Origin of the sequence: Aquiflexum gelatinilyticum, assembly GCF_024813435.1 — a bacterium.
In the GTDB taxonomy this organism is placed as follows: Bacteria; Bacteroidota; Bacteroidia; order Cytophagales; family Cyclobacteriaceae; genus Cognataquiflexum; species Cognataquiflexum gelatinilyticum.
In genome coordinates this window covers 49,449-72,412 of record NZ_JANAEZ010000011.1, presented here as the reverse complement: position 1 = coordinate 72,412, position 22,964 = coordinate 49,449, and the positions used below count along the sequence as shown (strand labels likewise).

General features: G+C 40.5%; 12 protein-coding genes. 5 read left to right on the top strand and 7 right to left on the bottom strand.

Translation table 11 applies throughout. The features are described 5' to 3' along the window. Window positions 1-8: 8 nt before the first annotated feature. Complete coding sequence (gene galK, locus NK987_RS19335) at window positions 9-1,154, top strand: galactokinase (protein WP_259265190.1); 1,146 nt, start codon at window positions 9-11, stop codon at window positions 1,152-1,154. 27 nt (window positions 1,155-1,181) lie between these two features. On the opposite strand, the gene NK987_RS19330 is transcribed toward galK, so the two are convergent. The 6 genes from NK987_RS19330 to NK987_RS19305 all read right to left on the bottom strand — a co-directional run bounded on the left by NK987_RS19330 (window position 1,182) and on the right by NK987_RS19305 (window position 16,865). After that, on the bottom strand, window positions 1,182-2,540 hold the full coding sequence (locus NK987_RS19330; RefSeq protein ID WP_259265189.1) for a glycoside hydrolase family 140 protein: 1,359 nt from the start codon (window positions 2,538-2,540) through the stop codon (window positions 1,182-1,184). Between the two features lie 61 nt (window positions 2,541-2,601). Next, window positions 2,602-3,807, bottom strand: a complete 1,206-nt coding sequence (locus NK987_RS19325; RefSeq protein ID WP_259265188.1) for an MFS transporter — start codon at window positions 3,805-3,807, stop codon at window positions 2,602-2,604. 148 nt (window positions 3,808-3,955) lie between these two features. Continuing rightward, on the bottom strand, window positions 3,956-6,670 hold the full coding sequence (locus NK987_RS19320) for a hypothetical protein (RefSeq protein ID WP_259265187.1): 2,715 nt from the start codon (window positions 6,668-6,670) through the stop codon (window positions 3,956-3,958). Between the two features lie 260 nt (window positions 6,671-6,930). Further along, window positions 6,931-10,413, bottom strand: coding sequence for a gliding motility-associated C-terminal domain-containing protein (locus NK987_RS19315; protein ID WP_259265186.1), 3,483 nt, complete (start codon window positions 10,411-10,413; stop codon window positions 6,931-6,933). A 191-nt stretch (window positions 10,414-10,604) separates the two neighbouring features. Beyond that, the gene (gene yaaA, locus NK987_RS19310) at window positions 10,605-11,354 is read right to left on the bottom strand and encodes a peroxide stress protein YaaA (RefSeq protein WP_258424395.1); all 750 of its coding nucleotides are present in this window, start codon (window positions 11,352-11,354) and stop codon (window positions 10,605-10,607) included. 15 nt (window positions 11,355-11,369) lie between these two features. Next, window positions 11,370-16,865, bottom strand: a complete 5,496-nt coding sequence (locus tag NK987_RS19305) for a gliding motility-associated C-terminal domain-containing protein (protein ID WP_259265185.1) — start codon at window positions 16,863-16,865, stop codon at window positions 11,370-11,372. Window positions 16,866-16,995: 130 nt separating this feature from the next. On the opposite strand from NK987_RS19305, the gene NK987_RS19300 reads away from it, so the two are divergent. The 4 genes from NK987_RS19300 to NK987_RS19285 all read left to right on the top strand — a co-directional run bounded on the left by NK987_RS19300 (window position 16,996) and on the right by NK987_RS19285 (window position 20,828). Next, complete coding sequence (locus NK987_RS19300; protein ID WP_258424397.1) at window positions 16,996-17,994, top strand: PorP/SprF family type IX secretion system membrane protein; 999 nt, start codon at window positions 16,996-16,998, stop codon at window positions 17,992-17,994. A 4-nt stretch (window positions 17,995-17,998) separates the two neighbouring features. Continuing rightward, window positions 17,999-19,231, top strand: a complete 1,233-nt coding sequence (locus NK987_RS19295) for a M48 family metallopeptidase (protein WP_259265251.1) — start codon at window positions 17,999-18,001, stop codon at window positions 19,229-19,231. A gap of 187 nt (window positions 19,232-19,418) precedes the next feature. Then, window positions 19,419-20,282, top strand: a complete 864-nt coding sequence (locus NK987_RS19290; protein WP_258424398.1) for a phytanoyl-CoA dioxygenase family protein — start codon at window positions 19,419-19,421, stop codon at window positions 20,280-20,282. A gap of 207 nt (window positions 20,283-20,489) precedes the next feature. Beyond that, entirely contained in the window at window positions 20,490-20,828 is a 339-nt protein-coding gene (locus tag NK987_RS19285) for a hypothetical protein (protein ID WP_258424399.1), read from the top strand. A 440-nt stretch (window positions 20,829-21,268) separates the two neighbouring features. Here NK987_RS19285 and NK987_RS19280 read toward each other — a convergent pair whose 3' ends face one another. After that, window positions 21,269-22,963 (bottom strand): GMC oxidoreductase, encoded by a 1,695-nt coding sequence (locus NK987_RS19280; protein ID WP_259265184.1) that lies wholly within the window; start codon window positions 22,961-22,963, stop codon window positions 21,269-21,271. Window position 22,964: the final 1 nt, after the last annotated feature.

The following is a 22,964-nucleotide window of genomic DNA, read 5'->3' as shown; positions in this document are numbered from 1 at the left end:
TTTTATAAATGAAAAAACCTATCGAGACCATCTTCAAGGAATTGTTCCAAAAAGAACCACTTATGGTGTATTCACCCGGGAGGATTAACCTGATCGGGGAGCATACGGATTACAACGAAGGGTTTGTGATGCCGGCGGCCATTGATAAAAAAATGATTGTCGCCATCGCTGCCAACCGTACCCGACAAGCGAAGGTTTATTCAGTAGATTTTGAAGAGGAATTCGCTTTCAACCTTGATTCTTTTGGTCCAAAAAAAGGTCATTGGGCGACTTACATCTTGGGAGTCACTGCCCAATTGCAACAAGCCGGATATGCTGTTCAGGGATTCGATATGGTTTTTGGCGGGGATATTCCAGTCGGTGCAGGACTTTCTTCTTCTGCCGCCTTTGAAGCCGCTGTCGGATTTGCATTGACCACTTTGTTTGGTTTTCATATTCCAAAGCGCTCATTGATCCATTATGCACAAAAAGCAGAACATGTTTTTGCAGGTGTTCAATGCGGCATTATGGACCAGTTTGCCTCTGTGATGGGCAAAAAAGGCCATGTCATCCGATTGGACTGCAGGTCAATGGATTTCCAACATTTCCCTCTGAACTTGCCAAATCATAGTATCCTGCTGATTGATACCTGTGTGAAGCATTCTTTGGCAGATTCTGCCTACAATAAAAGAAGACAGGAATGCCAGGAAGGTGTCCAAGCTGCCAAAAAAAATAACCCAGACATAAAATCTCTACGGGATATGGATTTGGCACTATTGGATACTATTCAATCTGACATCAGCCTAACAGTTTTCAACAGGTGTAAATACATCATTGAAGAAAACAACAGGGTGGTGGCAGCATCAGCATTATTAGACCAGAATAACTTAAAAGGTTTTGGAGAAAAAATGTATGCTTCCCACGAAGGTCTTTCTAAACTGTACGAGGTGTCATGTCCTGAACTTGATTTTTTAGTTGATTTCACCAAGGAACAGGATTACGTCCTTGGCAGTCGCATGATGGGTGGAGGATTCGGTGGCTGTACCATCAATATTGTCGAAAAAGCAAAACTCAAAGCCCTTAAAGAAAGTATCCAACCCGCTTTTGAATCCAGATTTGGAGTTACCCCAAAGTTTTATGAGGTAAGTTTGGAGGATGGTACAGGTTTAATTTGAGGCTTTTAGGAATTGAACCTACCATTCTTATTCCACCACCAATACCCAATCCTGACCTTTTCCACTCGATGGGGGGGTAATGTTATTTTTTCCTTTGACCAATTCAGTTCCTGAATAAGGAAAACTAACACCTGTCCTCGGGTCGTACCAATTGGCTTTCAGAGTTCTATTTTTCATTTTTGAAAAATCTACTTCCACGCTTTTTCCGGTAGGAAAATAAACCATCGCATAAGATCCTTCTGTATCCCTGGTGGCAATGACAAAATGCTCATCATCTTCTTGCTTGCTAATCACCATGTCATTATCAGGAATTCTGGTGAAATACGGTTTTGAAAGCATAAGATTTTTGAGGTGCTTGACCTGATTAGCCATAGGGAGATCCAGAGAAACTTTCCAGGGTCTTAAGGGTGCATTGATAGGCTGTCGGTCCAAAGTAAACATCTGCCAGACCGCATGGCAGCCATAAGTCTGTCCAGCCCCACCTGCAAAAACATTCCAATACATGATTCTTCGAATATCGTCAGGATTACTGTAGCCAAGCTCTTTGGCATTGAAGCAATTGGGATGTTCTTCATAGAGCGGTTCTCCATCGATAGTCGGTTTGGTTGGATTCAGTCCGTAATCGTGACTGATGATTCGGTATGTGGGTTGATTGGGGCAATGTCCCGTTTGTTGCATGTTGAAATCCAGCCAATCCTCTTGGTGGAACCAAGTCGAAGAACCTGCCGGCCGGTTTGGCTGTGGATGAAAAGTCATCAAAATCGGATTATCCGTTTTGGCTGAAGCTTGGATTCCTTTTGCCATCTGATTCCAGACTTCTACATCTTCAGCGTCTTTTCGGGGATTGCGGTCGCCTCCCAAAACCCAAATCAGGTTTTTCTTTCCGGCGTACCTTGCTCCGATCCATTTTCCATAAGTGTAGGCATTCTCTTCATTGAATATTTCCGGACCCATTCCCCAACTGTCTTTATACAGCTTGTCACCCCAAGTAGGTAGAAGGGCTATATGGATTCCCATTTGCGCAGCTAGATCAATGATATAATCCACATGCTCCCAATATTTTTCATTGAAGGCCAAAGGTGTAATCGAGCTAAAGGGCATTTCCCCATAGGAATTTGGTGAATTTAACCCATCCAATTCTGCCAAGGCTACGGCCTGAACAACATTGAATCCCTGAGATACCCTTGTATCAAGATAGTATTCTGCTTCTGCCCTATCAGTTCTGTGAAATAATTCCCAGGCGGTGTCCGCCATCCAAAAAAAAGGTGTTCCGTCAGATTGAGCCAGGAACCTCTTGTTTTCTGACAATTTGATTGGACCATTGACCTGAGCAAAACCGGTAACCAGAGAACCCAAAAAGAAGAAAATAAATACCAACTTTTTCATGATGGAATTTACAAAACAAAAGACAAAAAAAAAGCAGCCCTTTCGGACTGCTTTGAAGTTTTTAGTGTGCCGCAGCTCCTGCGGCGACTTTTGAGTTTTTCTGCCAAATAAAGAATATCGTAAACAAGACGATCAATATTGCCGGGAACATGACCATTTTGAGCAAAGTTGCCTGACCAGCAAGTAGGTCTGTATCATGGATGGCCCTTGCTGTGTCAATCCATTTTCCAATAATTGGTTGGAAAATCGCTGTTGAGAACATTCCTACTCCACCAATGATAGACATACCCAATGCACCACTTAAAGGCACTCTTTGTGCAACAGCACCCACCATCACCGGCCAGAAATAACAAACTCCAATTGCAAAAACCACAGCAGCTAAATAAGCCATTGGACCTGTTACGGTACTAAACATATAGATCCCAATTGTGGCAAAAATAGCTCCGCCTAAAAGCACACCTGTTTGACCTAATGTCTTAACAACAGGTCCGGCAAAGAATCTTCCAACTGCCATGATACCCGTGGTCAAAGCCAAGATCAACATACCGCTTGCTCCACTTTCACTCATCACGACGTTTACCCACTGCTGTGGTCCAAATTCGGAAATTGCAGTCAATGCCATACAGAAAAATAAGAAAATGAAGACAGGTGAGAACATTGCCTTCAAATTACTTGAAATGGAGGTAACACCCTCAACAGTAGGCTTTGGAAATGCCTTTCCAAAAAACAAGAATGCATAAATCAAAGTAGGAATCATTAATACCCACATTTGCATTTGCCAACCCATTCCAAAATCTGTCATGAATTTGGAAATCAAACTTCCAATAACAATTCCACCTGGAAACCACATGTGGAATCTGTTAAGCATTTTATTCATTTTAAGACCTGAATACATGTCTGCAATCATAGGATTACAGGCAGCTTCTGTACATCCATTACCGAATCCAATAAATAGGGTAGAAATTAAAAGTCCTGTATATCCTCCTGCATAAATGGTCAAAACAATTCCAAGTGTATGTGCAATAAAGGCGATTTGCATGATGATTTTAGGACCGATGGTGTGATAGAAAAGCCCACCCAAGATCATAGAAATCGGAAATCCGAGAAACCACATGGAGTTGATAAATCCAAGCTGTTCGGCAGAAAGACCAAACTGATCTCCAAGCTGAGGTAAAATACCCGCACGGATGGCGAAGGTAAATGCAGTAGTAATTAGGGCAAAGCAACTGGCATTAAATAATGCCGATTTGTTTAAATTTTCGTTCATATTGGTTGGGTTTAAAAGGTTGCAATTGACTTTTAAATGGGGTTGATTTTATTTGAGACGGAAAATATAAAAAATATCAGGTATAGTGATGCCCTTTCATAAAAAATTATGAATCCAAGGATTTGATAAAAGAAAAAATCCGGAATTATCAATCAAACACAACAAGATTTTGGATGAATTTCTGTTCTAATCCAAACCTTGTACTGATGATCCTCAAGGTGACAGTATACGAACCTACCGGTATTTCTTTGCCTCTCACCAATCCATCCCATTGACAAAAAGCTACACGTGATTGAATAGCACTGTTTTCACAGAAATGGATCAACTCCCCGTTTCTGTTATGGATCCAGATTTGAGCCTTTTCTACTGCATCATTCACATACACTTCAAAAAGTTTGTTAACATCGCTCAAGCTCATTCCTGTAGTAAGAATGGCTTGAAAGGTACAATCTTCAAAAGTGGAGAAAGAAGATTCAAATATGCATCCATCGGCATTGGTCACCAATAAGGTATAATTTCCTTCTCTTCTAAGATTCAATGTAGGTTCATCAGAAATAAACTCTCCATTGAGAAACCATTCGTATGATTCAAAAGATCCAGGATTTACGATTTCACCATAATTAGACTCAGTGCATATAGAATAAAATGGTTTTATATCCGGTCTTGCATCATCATAACTTTTCAATACAAGGATCAAATCCCTTCCAATCTCACAACCGATCCGATTGAAAACCACAGCTTCATATGTTCCTTCTTCTCCGGCTTCAATTTCTCTTTCGTTGGCAAACTGGGTCAAATTAGTCTGTGTCCCATCCGCAGCGATAAAGATCCATTCGATCCTGTCTACTTCTTCAAAATCCGAATCCATTTTTACTGTTGTAAATTGTCCATCACCACAGATCAAACCCGCAGTCAAAGTCACATCAACCTCAAAAACCGGTTGCTTCACTTCAAAAGGTTTTGGAATGAAACCGCATAGACTTGAGCCTCTAGGCTGTACATCCAAAGAAAAATTACCATAGGCAGTCGGATACCACATTTCTCCCCTTCCTACTATTTTCAGGTTTTCATCATACCACCTGATTGACACTGTTGAAGGATCAACCCCAAACAATTCTGCTTTGTAAAGTTTATTCCCAAAGCAATCTTCACTTTCCAAAACCGGTTCGAAATTAGGAACTGCTATGTTTACAACTGAGAATGGTATTGTACGTGGGCAGAATTCAGGACTTGGATCCAAACTTGTTCCTGTCAAGGTATAGTTTCCAGATTGGGTTAACACAAAAGCTTCACCGGCATTTTTTGTTTCTACAGTTCCTGAAGAACTGATCAAAGTAAAGGTCAAGTTCTCTTCTGTAACAGGTACAAAATCGAAATCACCACAGATTGTGACTTCTTCAGGAATAGAAAATGGCACAAATTCCTTCACAGGAATATCCAAAATCCTGTTTTCAGGAAGTTTACATCCTGAGGGTGAAATTATTTCTATAGCATAATTATTTCCTGGAACAGATACATCAAAGGAACTGACATTGGAAATGGCTCCGGTGAAGAACACAGCTCCCGAAGCTTCCACAACCCTATATTCCCCTGTGTATGGTCCGTTCAATAAATTTACCCTGATAATTCCGTTTACTTTTCCTGTTTCTGAACATGACTCTCCTATTTCAACCACCTCAAACAGCATTTCAGGGTCAGGATTGTTATTTGGAATAATTACCACCTCTGTTCTGTTACAACCATCCAATTGTGTCTCTACGACATAAATTCCCGGGTAAAAATTGGAGAAAGACCTTGTTTCACCTGCTGAAAGATCGGCTTCCAACAAAGAAAGTTCATTGATTCTAAGAAAATCCAAATCAGATTGGGCAGTAAACAAAAATCCTCCATCCTGCATATTGCAACCGGAAGCGGCCACGACATTTGAATATATAAATTCAGCTTGGTTCTTTACAGAAAACCTGATTTCTCTTTCCGAAACACAATCAGGGTATTGGCTGTCCTGAGCTCTAAAAACAGCCCTGTAATTTCCTGACCCAAAAAGATCCTCCTCAGAATCCAAACTGAGAGAAAATGCATTTCCAAAATCTATCAGTTCTGTTCCGCCGATTTTTTGAATTAACCATTGGCCCGGAATGGGAGTATCTAACCCGATTTCGACAATTTCTCCCATACAGACCTCAGTACTGTTGATCAACAAACGGAAATCCCGAGGCTGTCCTACGTATGTTCCGCCGTTTATTTGGCAATCCGTCCCTCCTGAGGAATTTGTCAAAAACAGTGAAATAAAATAATACCCTTCATCTTGTACGCTCAATTCATTTTGGCTTCCTACAATATCTCCGGCAGAATTGGTCCACTCAAAAGTGTATTGGCTGATGTTTGGAGTAGTTGGATTAATGGCAGTGAGGACAGCAGGAGTACTGCCGCACAATAAATAATCCGGCTGAAGAACTATTTGAGGGCCTTGGATTACAGAAAGGTTTTTTGAAGCCGTATATATGATATCATTTCCCCGTCTCACACTCAATGTGACAGTATAATTCCCCAATTGGGAAAATTGCACACTGATATTCTGAAAAGTTGCTCCTCCGTTTCTGGTAAAATGTTCTCCTCCCGAGGGATTTATGATTACCCAATCATAGACATCCGTTGTCGGTTCACCACCTCCTGAAAAATCAGCTATGGCACTTCCAAATATGATACATAAGTTGTCCGGACCGGATAATACAGGGTCAACAAATAGGTTTTCTGAATTAATTGGAAGTTCGATTTCATTTGCAAAAATCCGGTCACATTCTACAAACAAAATGAAAAGAACCAAGGTAATTCTAAGCCTTAAAAAGTCAGGGGCATTTTTCATAAAATAATTGTTCGGTGGGTGATATATCAGCGAGATAGTGTGATTCAAGACCAAAAATCCTAAACCAACATCCCAATGTACAACACAAAAACAATACCATATATATCCCTCTGCAAAAAATTACAACTCAAAAATATCAGTATAACCTTCTAATTATCAATGGAAAATATGTAATACCTAGATCTTTAAATTTAAAATTGTTTGTATGACAAAAAAATCCATCCAACCTTCAAAATCAAACACCCAAAATCCTGAATGGGTCAATCAACAACCGTAACTGAGCTAATTATGGATTTAGAAATATTTTCAAAATTATTTTTATAAATAATCTTGACGGAATAATTCCCGGGCTGAATTGACTGTCCATTGAATTCTCCATTCCATTCGCAAGAGTCCATTCCAGCATCAAAATTTTGCTTGGTACAATGGAAAACCATCTGACCCCAATTATTAAAGATATAAACCTCAATTTGATCAACCAAAGAATTGGAATAAACCTTAAATGGCCTTGAAACATCCTTTGTGCTCATTCCGGTGGTATGTCTGACTTGAAAAACACATTCTTCCTTTACTTCAAAGGAAGTTGTAAATAAACAGCCTTCAAAACTCGTCACGGTCAATTTGTAACTTCCTTTCTCTGAAGGTGAAAATGTAGGTTGGTCATTCACCAAAACTCCGTTCAAAAACCATTCATACTTTAAGAAAGAACCCGGATTGATAGAAACGACATTTCCCAATGACGGACAGATGATATAATTTTCCTCGACCTGAGGTCTATTTTCATCCATACTTTTCATGAGGAGGATTAAGTCACTTCCCAAAAGACAACCCAGATGGTTTCTCATCTCCACCTCATATGTACCTTCTTGAGAAACCACGATTTCATTCTGGTTTAAAAAATTTACCAATGAGATTCTATTCCCATTGAAATCTGTAAAAAACCAATTTATAATGATTGAAGGAGAAAGATTAGCTTCTAATGTAATGGAAACACTTTCTGTGTCCGGACAGTAAGGCGAGGATACAAGCTTGCCTTCCAATGCAAGTATTGGCTTACTTATTTCAAATTCCTTTTTGTTGGGTTCAGGACATGCAAAACTTCCCTTTGGTCTTACCTCCAACTCAAAAATACCGAAACTCTGTGGACTCAAGAATTCTTCGGTTCCGACCAACTCACCAACTTCATTGTACCAAAAAATATCAACCTCAGCAGTTGGTTTGCCAAACAAGTTGGCTGAATAAACAAGTTTTCCTTCACAGTTTTGTTCAAAAATCTCGGGCTCAAAATCCACTGAAGCATTCTTTACTACCTGTATTTTTTTTGTGACAGTACACAAGGCAATATTGCTGTCAGCACTTTCTCCTGTAATGGAATACTCTCCATTTTCTGATATCAAGAAATTCTCGCCTTTCCCAAAAGTATTTGAAGTTCCATCTGGATTGATAACTGTGAATTTTAAATCCAAATCCGTAATCGGAATAAGTTCAAAAGTTTCACAGACAACCAGCTGTTCAGGTACTTCAAAGAATGCCAAATTCTCACTTTCTTTTATGCTGACAAGAGCTCTGCCGATTTCACAGGACAAATCATTGAATACGACTGCCTCATAGTTTCCAGGACTGCTGACAGAAATCCGGGTTTCATTTTCGAATTGTTCCAAAACCGATAGGTTCCCCAATAAATCTATGTACAACCAAGAAATGGTTTCAACTGACTCTTGATCTGTTGAAAGAGTAATCTCGGAAATTCCCCCCGGGCAAAGTGCTGTAGATTGAAGAGATAACTCCACTTCTAAAATTTCACGATCGATTATGAAGGATTTTGGAGGTGTTGGGCATGCCTCTGAGTTTTTAGGCTGCACTTCAAGTTTAAATTCTCCAAAAGAAGTTGGGAATAAAAACTCTTCTGTTCCGACTATTTCATTTTTTTCATTGAACCAAGTAATATTAAACCTGCTTGGATCAGCGCCAAAAAGATTGGCAACATACTGCTTGTTACCAAAACAATCTCTTGAAATCAATTCAGGTTGATATTCGATAGGATTGGAAACAGTCACAAACAGCGTTGTTTCTTTGGGACACAATCCTCCCTGAGAATCGCTTTCAAATCCCAATAAAATGTATTCTCCTGATTGGTCAATTCTAAAAGCCTCGTCTTTGGTTTTTGTCACCTTAGAATTGTCAGGGTAAGTCAAAGTAAATGACAGATTTTGATTTGTAGTCGGGGTTAAATCAAAATACCCGCAAACATTCAGTCTATCAGGTATAGAATAGCTAACCTGAGGTTTGCTACCGATTACAATTCTCTCAGTTTTTGGATTAACGCATCCTGTGGCTTCACTGATTTCGACAAAATAATTCCCTGCAGGGGCTAAAATGGAAAATTCTTCCACATCAATTAAATCTCCCTTTTTCACTACCCCACCTGTTGTTGTCAAAAGTCTGTAGGTCCCCGAGAAATTTGCCTCAAGCATTTTGATGTAGATTTGACCATCAATTTTTCCTGAAATATCACAGGTTTCTCCAACCACTTCTTTTACAGTGTATTCAAGGTTGGATGGGGGATTGGTTAGCGGCAAAATAGCACCTTTTGATCTTGAACATCCATTCAAGGCACCTGAAGCTGCATATAAACCTGGTGACAATCCTGGGATTTTAATTACTTCTCCTTCGGTAAGGTTTCGGAATGTGGCAAAAACAATTCCATCTCTTCTTACCCTCAAGATATCCAAGTCAGTCAAAGCAACTATTTCCAAAATCCCGTCGTTGGAGCCACAATTTTCTGAACCCTTTTCAAAGCTAATATTGAAATTGCTATGTTGGTTTACAGTGAAATTTACAAAATCTTCAGTTTTACAATATTCGGAAGCGCTGTTATCTACTTCAAAAATTATCTTATATAACCCGGGTCCCTGCAAATCTCTACCTCCAACAATCTGCCATTTGTTACCATTTCCAAGAAACACTTTTTCATCAGTACCTTCTTTTTGAAAAAACCAAGATCCGAAAACCGAATTTCCTGCAGACACAATTGTAGATTGGGATCCTTCGCAGACCTGATCCGTACTAATGGACAATTGGTACTCCTTGGGTTTATAGACGTAGGTAGTAATTGAAAATGGACAAACTTGCCCTCCTATTTCATTCAGGGTAAAAAATTCAACACTATACTTATCCTCTTTATTGACTTGGATACTGTTACCTGTTCCGACAATTTGTCCTTTGCCATCATACCATTTTATTTGGTAAGAACTGAGTTTAGGAGTATTTGGATCCAATAATGTCAGAGTGGCTGTACCATCATTACATAGCAGATATGAATTTTGTATGACTAAATCCGCTCCTTTGTTGATGATAATATTTTTTGTTCCGGAATATACTTCTTCTACCCCTCTTCTTATGGTTAATTGGATTTCAAATTCTCCTTGTTCTGAAAAGGTATAACTGAAAGATTGAAACCCACCTTCTCTTTCAATTAAAACACTTCCGTCAGTTCTGACTATTTTCCATCGAAATACATCTGAGGCCAAACCTCCACCAAAAAATTCCCCAATTATACTTCCATAATAAAGACACAATTCTTCAGGTCCTGTTATTCCAAAATCGCTGATCGTACCCGGTAAAATAGCAGAAACTTCTGCCGGATTTTTATGATCCAAATCTGATTCTAAAGAGGCAATTCCCGATTGCACCGACAAAAAAAGCAATAGAATTGCTATGAGGTGATTTTTTAAACTTTTCATTTGCGAGATAGAGTAAAGATTCAAAAGAAACCTTGACCCAAATCTACAGTATTTTAATTATAGAAAAAAATATTTTTGTATTTAAAATACATTTATTTAAATATAAAAAACATTTATTCGTATGGTTTATAATTTGAAAGTGTTTTTTAAAATCAAGTTTGAATAAAAATATTTGTATGATTTCAAAGTAATTATCTTACAAATCTCCAATTTCCCTCAGCATCCTCTCCTGCCCATTCGTAATTTGATTCATTGAACGTTTTGAGCAATTCGGGGTCATTAATTCTATTTTTTATGATATGATTAACCATCATTCCACGCGCTTTTTTTGCAAACAATCCAATGACCTCATATTTCCCGTTCCGATATTCTTGAAAAATAGGAGTGATTACTTTCATTTTCAAGAATTTTTGGTCCACCGCTTTGAAATATTCCTGTGATGCAAGATTCACCAATGCTTCTCCTTTTGCTGTTTCATTGATAGCCTTTGCAATCCGGGTCCCCCAAAACTCATATAGGTTTTTACCTTTCTTATTCTCAAGCCTGACCCCCATCTCCAAACGATATGGCTGAATCAAATCCAATGGTTTTAGCAATCCATACAAACCTGAAAGAATTCGCAAATTTTCTTGGGTAAACTGAAAATCCTCTTCCGAAAAATTATCCACATCAATTTGCATATAGACATCGCCTTTGAATGCCAATAGCGCTTGTTTCGAGTTATGCATTTCAAATTCATTTTGAAAATCAACAAATCGCTGCTTATTCAAAACTGCGAGGTTTTCGCTTATCCCCATCAAATTCTGAAGGTCTGAAAGGGATTTTCTTTTCATTAATCTAACCAATTCAAAAGTTTCCTTTTGGAAATCAGGCAATGAAAATAAAGGTAATTCTGAGGTACTTAAATCAAGTGTTTTTGCGGGTGAAATAAGGGTAATCATGCTTGTTTTTAATATTTATTCAATTACTAAAATGGACTTTGTGATTTTGTTGGTAACGTTTTGGTTGTTGCTTTTAAAATTGACTACAACAGGATAAACGCCAATTGGGACATAGGTTCCGTTCACTGTCCCATCCCAACTGCAAACAAATGTATCTGCACTTATGTTTTTCTGTTCGCAATAGAAAATCAATTCCCCCCATCTGTTGAAGATGAAAACTTCCAATTCATCTACAAAATCATTGGTATAAACCAAAAAGTTCCTATCGGGATTGCTTGGCACCATGGCGTCAGGAAATATTACCCTCAAGGCACAATCTTCTAGAACTTCAAAGCTTACTGTATACTCGCAACCCAAGTTATCAGAAACGGTTAGCAGATAATTTCCCGGTAAAGTAGGTACAAAAACAGGATCAGTAGAAACTTCATTTCCTTCAAGTTTCCATGAATAAAAATCATAAACCCCGGGGTTAAGCTGAACTGTCACATTTTCTATTGCACAGATCGTATAGCTTGGGGCCAATACGGGAGGAACTATTACCGACCTGGAAATCTGCACTTGTTCCCTAGCCAACTCACAACCTAAATCGCTAATTAAAGCAACTTCAAAAACCCCGACATCAAAAACAGTAACAGTTTGCTGTCCTGTCAAGTCAGGGAGTGGCGTCCTCACAGAACCCACGACACTAAACCAAAGTGTTTCGGAGACATTGGTAAAATCAGCCTCAACCGTAATGTTGGCAAAGGTGTCTCCAGCACAAAACTGTTGAGCTACCAAGTTGATTTCCAAATCCTCTAAAAATTCATCTACTTCAAATTCTATGGCTCTCTCCGGACATAAACCTCCACTTCTTGGTTGAACCTCTAAAGTATATGTTCCTGGACTTGGCGGGAAAAACACCTGATTTCGACCTACAATATCCCCGGCTACATTTCTCCAATAGAAATTCGCATTATTGGGATTAAACCCAAAAAGTACAGCTTCATAGGATACTCCCAAATCGCAGTCTACTATAGGGTCGCTCAAAGAGAAATCTATAGGACTGTTAATGACCACTTCTATTAAACTCAACTCACTTGGACACAAAACCCCATTGGGGTCAAATCCTCTGACGGTGTACACACCGGTAAATTCAAACAAATATCCTCCATCTTGATCAGGATTGATCAATTGCCCGTTTGGTCCCCTTACTTCATAATTAAGTGCTATCTGAGATTGAGGTTCTAAAATATACAAACCACAGGCAGTCACATTGGTAGGGACTGAGAATACAACCTGTTCGGCATTGTCAATTATATAAGAAACAGGATCGGGAAAAGCACAATCTACAATATCAATCAGAGTCAAATTATACGTTCCATCAGGGAGTGGGACATTGATGGAATCAGTAGCAGTAAATGTGCCCGTAAACTCCTGGCCATCTTCTTGTCTGATCAATTGATAAGATCCTGACTGAGGGCCAAGATTAAACACTATATCCATTGATCCAAAGTCAACCCCTGTTGCGGTACAGGTTTCAGGATTAGCAGTGATTTCAAAATCAGAAATACCAACCGGAGGATTCAAATTTTGAACCACTACGGGTAGTAAAAATTCACAACCCGAATCACTTGTCGCCACTATTGTATACACCCCCGGTTCCAGTCCTGTCACAACAGGCAACACATCTCCGGAAACTACATTGGTAAATGTTTGACCTGTTTCGACAATCCTTACTTCATCGGCATCCGCTAACATGGTAATTTCAAAACTACCATTGGCAGCTGCACAGTCATCTGCTTGTGTCAAAACCACCACCTCAAAAACCGGTATCGGAAATACTATCAGCTCCAATTGCTTTTCAATAATACAACCTGCCAGGATAGGGTCTTCCGTAACAAATATTATATCATAAACACCTGGAGAAGGTAGGGTATTTGGCACCAAATTCAATTCAAAAAACTCTCCTAAAGGTACTCTGTTTACGGTTCCCTGAACCTGATAAAACCATTCTCCGGAAATAGGGGTATTAGGTGCGAATACAACAAGATTTTCATCATAACAAACCTGATCAGCTGATTGCGTCAGGTCAAATTCAAAAGCGGGGCCTACAAAAACAGAAGCTTCCGAAGGACATGGGTCAAAAAAGGCCGGATCTACACCCGCACCCGGTCTATGGGATACCGTTACTGTGAAAATACTTTCTTCATTGACAATGATAGTATTGGAGTTTTGGTCACCAAACAATTGTCCCGCTGCATTTCTCCATTCGAAATCATAAAGCCCTTCAGAAGGGTCATAACCATCAATGGCAGTAAGACTTATAGGAGTTCCCAAACACAAAGTAACAGCCTCGGGCAATGTAAGTGCAGGAGGAGCAATCACCAAAACTTCAAGCCTTCCTTCATAAAAATCAGGATCTCCACAGCGGTCTACCCTTAGGTCAACTGTATACAGACCCGGTCGTGAAAATTGATGCTCATAAATCTGAAACTGCTCACCAGGTCCCCCAAAGTTATTGAGTTCAACGGTACCGTCCTCGTGTGTGATTGTCCAGAAATAACTGTCAATATCAGGTTCGCCAGCACCTTGGAACTGTCCAATCACTCCATTTTGAGGATCAAGACATAATTGCGGGGTTCCGGAGAGTAAAGGATCTGGAATGCTGCTTCCAGACTGCTGCACAAAAGAAGGCAAACCAAGGTTACTCGTGCCTGTCAATGGAGGTGAACCCATTTCATTGTAAATACTCACATTACAATCCGTGCCTGAATTGATGGATCCAAGCATATTCTGACCAGGTCGGGCCACATAGATTTGTCCATCCGGGCCGATTTGCAAGGCTCCAAATGGCCCCGATGTGCTTAATACTCCCCTTACTGAAGAATTCAAAATACATGCTTCTCTTTGAGGCCTTGTTGTGGCATTTTCAAAACAGGTTGCGCAGGCTAAAGGCGTAGTACCGGTTTGCTCCGGAGCCTGGATCAAAAACTCCTCAACTTTTCCTCCTCCCCCAGTATATGAGACATAAGCACGGCTGCCATCTGGAGAAAATTCCATTCCATATATATCCTCTCCGTTACATCCCAAATCCAACAAAGCATACTCCGTCATCTCTCCGGTTTCAGGATCAAAATCAAAAATTTCCAATCTGCTACAAGCCCCATCCTGAATAGTAACAGCAACTTTCGTCCCATCAGGGCTGAATTTCATCGTACCTACACCTGTATTAAATCCATGATTGGATCCAACAGATGAAAATACCGGGCTACCTATCCCAAATATTGAAACAGGATATGCCCTGAATGTATTATTGCCAAGTTCGTGGAACAACACCCATGTGGTATCTCCCGCTGCCAATGCAGCTGAATGCTCTGTGCTTGGACTGAAAAGGAAATTGTCCTTACTGACTACATTTCCGACCCCGTTCGGATTTTCGACTTTGATATCTACAACTGAAAATTTAACCTGATTACTTCCATCTGCTGCAGTTTGGGTGGTAAAGAGATAAAATATTGTTTCATCTTGTGGAACAGGAACAGCCAACACACTTTGGGAAGAAAGGTTACTTCCACCGATGCTGTCTCCGTTTTCCATGACATTCCCATTCAGGTCCCAAACTGTTTCCCCATCAGTAAAGAACAAGACCTGACCAGTTTCATCTGATATCGTAGTGGTACCGGCAGGAATGTTTTGATTGTGGCTGACCGCTCTCGGTGTGGGTCCATTGGGATTGTTGGGATCAGGATTAAAATCCAATCCGGCACCATCTCCAAAATACCAAATGTTATTGCTTTGGTCATTTAAATCCCAGATCCTAACTCTAACACTGCCATAGGCATAGCATTCAGAACCCGGTTCCCTCACTAAAACCCAATACAATCCTGGCAAATCAACACAATTGTCTTTGGTTGGTCTCCATTCCCGGATATTGGACCAAAAATATTCATAAGTTCCACCGCCGCCTCCACCGCCGCCTTGGTCGTCACCCGCCTGGACTTCTAGCATTGAGCCAATATCTACGCAGGCCCCCTCACAAACCGTGGTGTCTTGCGCGCTGAATTGAACCTGCAATTCATTAGGCAACAATGTGATGGTTTTGTTTACTGTTTGTGTGGTTCCGTCAGCAAAAGTTACTGTCAAGGTAACATCAATGCTCTCGTTGGAAGTAGCTTCCTCAGGAATCAACAAATGCTCTTGGGTAAAATCGATATCAACCGGAGCACCATCTTCATCTGTTAATGGCGGATTAAAAGTCCATTCAAAGCTTACAGGGCGAAAATTTTCGGGTGTAATCAAACTTGTCAACTGTACCGGATTGTTAGAGCAGGGTTCTTCAGGATTCCATTCAAAATCTACTGTTGCATTGATGTTTTGATTTGGAGCAAACTGTGGAAAAATCCTTCCACAAAAATCTGTTCCATTAAATGGATCTTCTTCCAATTCGATTTCAGTAAGGTCAACCACATCAGGATTTTCAACACGACCGATCAATTGAGGACCACCAGCTACTTCTTCATATATGTAATAAAGTCTGCCATCAGGTCCTGTTTTTACATCATAGATCTGAAAAACGTCATTTTCAAAGGGAATTACCTCAGGAGTTGCAGTCAGATCACTCAATGGAACCCGAAGCAACTCATCACCTCGGGAAAAATAAATAAAATCACCATCAGGGGAAAAGGCAGCTCCTCCAAAATCAGCGCCACTACTTGATTGGGAAATCGGCTCCAAAACTCCAAAAGAGCCCGTTGCCACATCAAAGTCTAAAACGACAATATTCGCACTTGGGTCTTCAGGAATCAAAATGATTTTTTGGGAAGCTTCATCGAAAACCATAAACTTTGGAGTGAATGGAATCGCAGCATTTGTATTGAGGATAAATTCACCGGGGTTTGCACCTATTCTTCTTGAAACTATCGTACCACCTTCGATACTTAGCAGGTATGAGGGAGATTGAGGTGTTTTCACCACCATGATTGGTCCGGAAACTGCACCTACAATTACTTGGTCCTTCTCTATGATTTCTCCCAAAGGAGGCTCATTGCCTACCGCTTGCCCAGGAGCATTCATATCAATAAGGGAGTACTGTAAATCCCCTGAAGAATTTTTATAAAAAATGTAATACAGTTTATCTCCAGCAGGATCATAATTCAACACTCCAATGGCCAAATCCTGCAGTCCATTGATGTTTCCGTCTATACCTGGAGCTACACCTTCAAGTATTTGATTGTTGGCGTCATAGACCAAAACACCGTTGCTGTAAAAAATAATGTTGCCAGAAATTGGATCGATGGCTACTGCGTTGTTATTTTGTCCTATAATCACCCCGCTTGGAAGATTCCTTACTATTGGATCTTCTCCTTTTCCAAATGAAAGAATGTTGTTTTGGCCTGTCCCGCAGTCACCAAAGATCCATTCGTTATTGTTAAAACCTTGGGCATGAAGGGGTGCAGTATTTAATGCATTGTTTAAAAATATTAACGCACTAAAAAAAAGGAAAATTTTTATGGAATTACTTAGGCTTTTCATAATTTACACGTTGCGTTTAAAACAACAAAACGTTTTCGACGTTGCAAAGGTGAATCTAATTGCTAACATAACGAATTACTACTTGCAAAGGTCTTTAATACTCCGTCTTTTTTTTGTTTCCTCGATTTTTATGGGAACTATGACTTTGCAGGCGCAGGACCCGCAATTTAGTCAGTACTATGCTGCGCCTCTTTATCTCAATCCTGCCTTTACAGGGTCTGAAATGTTGCCACGTATCGGTGCAAACTATAGAAATCAATGGCCAGGGTTACAGGCACAGTTTACCACCTTCTCTGCTTACTATGACACCTACCTGGATGATTACAACAGTGGAATTGGATTTATGGTTATGAATGATGTTGAAGGTGGCGCAAAATTACGGTCAACAACTGTTTCGGGTTTATATTCATATGAGCTCAGGGTCGGTGAAAATGCCTATTTCCGTCCTGGAGTACAAGCTTCCTACATCAGAAGGGATATCGGTTTTTTTGAAAACCTTATTTTTGCCAATCAGATCAATCCTGCTGACCCCTTAGGTCCTACTCTACCAAGTACAGACCTTCCCGGGTCCGGTGAACCTGTAAATCTTTTATCCCTCTCTTTTGGTGGACTTTTCTTTACTGACAAATTCTGGTTTGGTCTTTCTGCCCATCACGTCAATGAACCTAATCAGTCTTTCCTTGACGGAGTTAGCCCATTGCCTGCTAAATTTTCCATCCATACAGGGTATAGAATTTCATTAGGTTCAGGAAGTTACCGTTCTGATTTTACACACCAAAGAAAACAAAGGTACCTGCTTCCTACCTTGAATTATAAGCGTCAAGGTCCTTTTGAACAACTTGATATTGGTGCTTACCTCCACATGGAACCCCTAAATCTTGGAATCTGGTATAGGGGACTTCCTTACAAACCAGTGGAAAACCAAAACAACCGTGATGCCATCGTGATGATGATCGGGTTTAATTTACCCACAGGGATGAGCATGGGTTATAGTTTTGATTACACAGTTTCCCAACTTGGGATCCAATCCGGAGGTGCCCATGAAGTCAGCATTTCGTTCCTTTTGGCTGACAAAAACCAAGCAAGAACACGAAAAAGAGATACCCTTCTTCCTTGTCCAAAGTTCTAGGCTGATGGAGAGTGAGGATATCAAGTACCTTCTTTTGTTGATTCTTATTTTGGGGTTTTTTGCAGAAAAATCTCTCAGCTACCTAAATATCAAAAGACCGGTACCCACGATCCCAAAAACGCTAGACCAATACATCAGTCAACAAAAACTTCTGGAATCCAAATCCTATCAATGGGCAAATTTTAGATTTGGCCTTTTGACAAGTACCACAGTATTTATCCTGACAATTGCCTTCATTTATTTCGGGGTTTTTGGTTGGCTGGATATTTTCCTAAAAGGACACATCACCCACCCGATCCTACTTTCTCTGGTTTATTTTGCAGTAGTGTTTATCGGTTCCGATATTATTTCCATTCCTTTCGATTATTACCAGACTTTTGTCATTGAAGAAAAATTCGGATTCAACAAATCCACCAAAAAGACCTATTTCTCTGACAAAATAAAGGGATACATCATTTCTATCGTAATTGGGGGACTATTGCTTGGGACACTTTTATGGCTGATCCATCAGATGGGAAAGGACTTTTGGTGGCAATTCTGGCTCGTCTCGGGAATTTTTATGGTAGTAGTCAATATGTTTTATACCGCATGGTTTCTTCCACTTTTTAATAAACTTACCCCTTTGGAAGAAGGTGAACTTAAAAACAGTATTGTCAGGTATGCAAGGTCAGTAGACTTCCCTCTGGACAATATCCTTGTTATGGATGGCAGCAAACGCTCAGCCAAAGCCAACGCTTTTTTTTCAGGCTTTGGAAAGAGAAAAAAGGTAGTCCTTTTTGATACCCTGATCGAACAACATACTCCTGATGAATTGGTGGCAGTCCTCGCTCATGAAATCGGCCATTATAAGAAGAAACACATTTTATGGAGTATGGTCACTTCTGTCCTACAGGTTGGCATCCTACTTTTTATTTTGGCCCAGTTTATCCATAGCGAACAGATGAGTCTTGCTCTGGGGGGAACTGAAATGGCAATTCACCTGAATATAATTGGATTTACGATCCTATTTTCTCCCATATCCGCCATCCTTGGAATCGGTATGAACCTACTAAGCCGCAAAAATGAATTCGAGGCCGACGCATTTGCGAAGAAAACCTATGATGGAAAGCCTTTGGCCGAAGCACTGAAAACCCTTTCTGTAAATTCTCTTAGCAATATCAACCCGCATCCTTGGTATGTATTTTTTAATTACAGCCATCCCCCGCTTTTGGAAAGACTTGAAAGACTGGAGAAGTAGGTAGTAAAGTCAGATGACGGATGTTTCTTTTTTCAGGAGTGCAAATATTCCTTTTGAATTAACATCTCTTATCTTTTCATTATTACAATATTCCAATCTTTCAACTTTCTGATTTTTCAATTTTGGAATATTCCAATTTTCCCATCTTTCTCTTAACTTCAAGGCTAATACCCAAAAGAACCATCACATGCAAGACTTATCTCTCATTCACAAACCTATCACCGGACTATTCCCCTATCCAAAAACCCAGGAAGAGTGGGAACCGTACAGGTTGAGCCAAGAACAAGTTGATTTTTTTCATGAGCAAGGATACCTAAGTGGCATCAAGCTCCTTGATGAAAACCAGATCAACATCCTCAAAAAGGAACTTGAAGAAGTCGCAGATCCAAAACATCCTTTCCACCACCTTTTCCATGAATTCCACAGCAATGAATCGGACGATCCGAATACTGTCTTGTTCCATTCCCTAGGTCATTGGAGGATTTCTAAAGCTTTTCATGATGTGATCTGGAATCCGGCTTTTGTCATGGCAGCTAGTCAGCTTCTTGACAATCAAAAAGTCCGGTTTTGGCATGATCAATTATTCTGTAAGCCTGCCCATCATGGAGGCGTAGTGGCTTGGCATCAAGATTATTCCTATTGGACACGAACGATCAAGATGCAGCACCTCACCTGTTGGTGTGGACTCGACGATGCGACCACCGAAAACGGCTGTCTCCACTATATACCCGGCAGCCACAAATGGGGTCTGTTGGAAAAACCAGCTCTTGCAGGCAAAATGGATGGGCTAATGGAGTTTATGACTGAAGAACAAAAAGCTGCATTCAAACCGGTGGCCATCGAACTCAAAGCCGGATATGGGACTTTCCACCATCCACTGATGGTGCATGGAAGCTACGAAAACCGCTCCCCAAGAAGCCGGAGGGCTTTTGTTTTGAATGTTTTTGCCGATGGTACTATCTCCAATACAGACGATGAATTACTCAAAGGTGTGCCTGTGATAGCAAAAGGACGAAAAATGGAAGGTCAGTTTTTCCCCTTGCTGAATTGAATGGGTATAAATTGTTTCCAAAAAAATAAATGGTCTAAGATTCCTTTCTAGACCATTTTTTTTTAATCTCCTATCTTACCGAATTTTTCATTGAGATTCCTATTGCCGTGAATTTTGCATCTATTTTAATAATTCATGTAATGCATTGATTTTTTGGGTGATGTAAATTTGATCATCAATTATTTATCAACATAAACCCATGAATTCATGAACCAACAGAAAAATGAAAACCGCAATCCTCAGGATGGAAAAAATTCAAATCCGAGAACAAACCAAGAAAGAGGTAGAAATGACCTTAATCCTACTGACCGAGGTGAAAGAAAAACTGATCGGGAATTTGATCTTGATGAGGAAAAGGAAAGTAAATTGAAAGTTACTTCCAAAACGATTGATCCCTCAAAAAATAAAGATTTGGAAAAACAAAACGAAAACAAGTCGCTTCCAAGGCATGAGGATCCAAATGTGAATGCTCAAAATGAAAACCACAGGGAAAAAACCGGAACGATGAGGAATCTACCAAAAAATCAGGTTCCTGCTGAAGAATAGAATTTTAATCTGCAATTCGCCTCTCCTGATAAATCAGGAGAGGTGTTTTCCACAAAAAACCTCAGAAATATCGATATTCCCTCCGCAACTAATACAATCTGATAAAAAAGGTTAGAAATCTGTATCCAAAAACCCCTAAAAAAGCATGAACAACCTGTTGAAAAGCTTGATCACAGGATATTGAACAAAAAATTAGGTGGCAGCTGTATCAGCGCCATATTTCTATTTGGTATTATTTACTTTTTGTTAAGTTAGTGCAGCTAGCTCAATCAATAGAATGATAGACGAAAAGGACATATACTGATTGTCGAATCTTTCTAGCCCAAAAACCGTCAGCCTCATCACTGACGGTTTTTTTCTTATTAAATCAATAAAATAAAGAGACAATTCTCTACCAATTTTATGCTTTTCTTTAATATGAAAGTTTTATCCCCACCTATTTACAAATTCCCCTTATTCAATTCCTCCACAGCATGGTTTGCTGCTCGGGCAGTGAAAGCCATAAACATCAGCGTAGGATTTTGAGTACTTGTACTCGTAAAGCTCGCTCCGTCAGAGACAAAAACATTTTTGCAGGTATGTAGTTGATTCCATTCATTCAGAAGAGAAGTTTTTGGATCTTTTCCCATTCGGACACCGCCCATTTCATGGATATCCGATCCCGGAGGTGCTTTGCTGTCTTCGACTTTGATATCTGTAAAACCCGCTTTTTCGAACATCTCCTGTTGCTGCTGCAGGAAATCTGCTGTCATCTTATCGTCATTCTCAGTCCATTCGACCGAAAGGATAATCTTTGGAATACCGTATTTATCCTTCTCTTCTGTGCTGAGTCGGATATGATTGGTTTCGATCGGAATTGTTTCTCCCTGCATCCAAGCAGACATGCGCCAGGTACCATATTTTTGGTTGAGCAAGTTGTCACGGAGATCGTGACCAATGCCACTTGTGTCTGAACCAAGACCTCTTCCTCCTGCCATCCCGATAGAATAGCCACGGAGAAAGTCCGTATCCTGACGGAATACATTCCTGAATCTCGGCACATAAGCGTGTCCTGCATGCCTGCCATCAGTGGCCTTGTCGGCAAATCCCTCATAACTCGCATTTCCTTTTCCTCGATAATTATGACAGGCAAGAAACTTGCCCATCAGACCGTTGTCATTGCCGATACCATTGGGAAATCTTGAAGATTTTGAGTTGAGCAATATCGCATTGGTCGCAATGGTCGAGGCATTCACAAAGATAATCTTCGCATAAAATTCCATTGCCTCCCCTGTATTCCTGTCAATGATTCTCACGCCTGAAGCTTTTCCTTTTGCTTCGTCATAGATGATGGATTCCACTACCGAATCAGGACGAATGGTCAGGTTTCCGGTCTTTTCTGCCCAAGGTAAAGTAGAAGCATTGGCAGAAAAATATCCTCCGTACACACAGCCTCGGTTACACATGCCTTGGTTTTGGCATTTATTCCGTCCTTGTTCTTTATGGATTTGCTGAGGATCTGTAAGATGTGCACACCTTCCCTGGATGAGGTGTCGGTCGCCATAATTCTGCTTGAGCTGTTCTTTATAATATTGCTCGATGCAACTCAACTCAAATCCCGGCTGCACGATGGAATCCGGCAACTCAGGCAATCCATCCCTGCCTCCTGCGATTCCTGCAAATGTCTCTACATAATCCAGCCAAGGCTCTAGGTCTTTATATCTCACCGGCCAATCCACCGCAAAGCCATCCCGCGCAGGACCTTCAAAATCGTAATCAGACCAACGTTGTGTTGCCCTGGCCCAAAGCAATGACTTGCCTCCGACATGGTATCCACGAAACCACCGGAATGGTTTTTCTTCAATGATCGGCTGCTCATCTTCGGCCAAAGCCCAATGCATGGTCTCTTCTCTCCCCCACCTGGCCGCACCGATTCCGGATCGCTTATCTACAGGAACCGCACCGCGGAACTCAAACTCCCAAGGTGCTTTGGAAGCGGTGGGGTAATCTTCTATGTGCCGGACCATCCTGCCTCTTTCGAGAACAAGGGTCTTCAATCCTTTTTCTGTGAGTTCTTTGGCTGCCCATCCTCCGCTGGCGCCTGAACCTATCACGATCGCATCATAGGTGCGCTTATCTTTTGAATCCTGTAACATG